This is a genomic window from Sphingobium sp. LSP13-1-1.1, assembly GCF_040676415.1.
Classification (GTDB): domain Bacteria; phylum Pseudomonadota; class Alphaproteobacteria; order Sphingomonadales; family Sphingomonadaceae; genus Sphingobium.
Genome location: NZ_JBEGHU010000044.1, coordinates 1 through 1,183, shown reverse-complemented (window position 1 = coordinate 1,183; position 1,183 = coordinate 1). Strand labels below are relative to the sequence as shown.

1 protein-coding gene is annotated in these 1,183 nt (G+C 58.8%); it reads right to left on the bottom strand.

The features are described 5' to 3' along the window. Positions 1-73: 73 nt before the first annotated feature. Positions 74-499, bottom strand: a complete 426-nt coding sequence (locus tag MRBLSP13_RS17345) for a YceI family protein (RefSeq protein WP_363755766.1) — start codon at positions 497-499, stop codon at positions 74-76. Between the last annotated feature and the right edge of the window lie 684 nt (positions 500-1,183).

Here is a 1,183-nt window from a genome sequence, read left to right as displayed (position 1 = left end):
ACCGCGATCGACCAGTGAAGCGCGATCGATACCAGGCCATAGCGGTGTTGCGCGCACGGCATTGACTATCCCTTCATCGATCGGGAGTGAATTTCGCGGCTGAGCGGTCCCATACCCGCTTTCGCCCGATCCATCCGGTAATTGCGACGCCGAAGTCGCTGCGCTTGATATTGCCGGTCGCGCTGAATCCCACGTTGAGCGCGTTGTTGGCCATGGGGCTACTGCCGGCGCCAAGAAAACGCGCGTTCAGGGTGACGGGCTTGGTGACATCCTTGATCGTCAGGTTGCCGACGATAACGGCAGCATTCTTTCCGGACGGCTTAATCGAAGTCGACACGAAGCGCGCGGTGCCGAACTTTGCCGTATCGAAGAAGTCGGCGCCGTTGAGATGCTTGGTGAACCCTGGAGCGGTCGTGCTCAGTTGCTTCATGTCGAACGTAACCTCAACCTTCGACGCCGCGACCTTCGCAGAATCCAGTGAATAGACTCCCGCTGTCACCTGCAATGAGGTGGGCGCCCGGCACCCGATCGGAGAGCGCGAGCAAGATCAATCGAATGTTCATCAGGCAGTCCAGTCCATCGAATGTTCTCGGCAACCTAACGAAGTGACAAGCCCCGAAAAGTCCCATTCACCCGCTTCCGTGGTGTTTCCTGAAGGTAAAGCGGTGATGAGCAGGCACCGCGATCCACTTCGTCGACAGCGCCGGCCATGGGACTTAGTCCGGAAAGTTAAGAAAAGGGGAAGTCGCTTGCGAAGCGCAAACTGGCGCCGCGCTCGCACCCCCGCGATCAGGGTATGATGAACCATCGGCTGTCGACGCATGCCAGCAGCGCCTGTCCCGTATGCAGCGTTGATGCCGCACTCGCCTGCAAATCAGCAGCATGCCACTGCACTCGGAGAGCGCCGGCGCGTCGGAATGGAAGCGCCAGTTGTATCCTGCGGTGGAAAAGGTGCAAGCCAGACCCCTCGGCCTCGCTCCTGGTGCTCTGCGAACAACGCCCGATCGCACTTTGACACCTTTGCCGGAGGCCAGTTTCGATCAGTCTGACGAGCGAGGCTTGGCGGCAGCAGAAGCTATCGAGAGTTAAGGACGACACAGCTTCACGGAGTTGAAGTGCCAGCAGTGAAGGAAGCACATGTCCACCTTCGGTGACCTGTTGTATGATTTGAGCCAGTATCTGC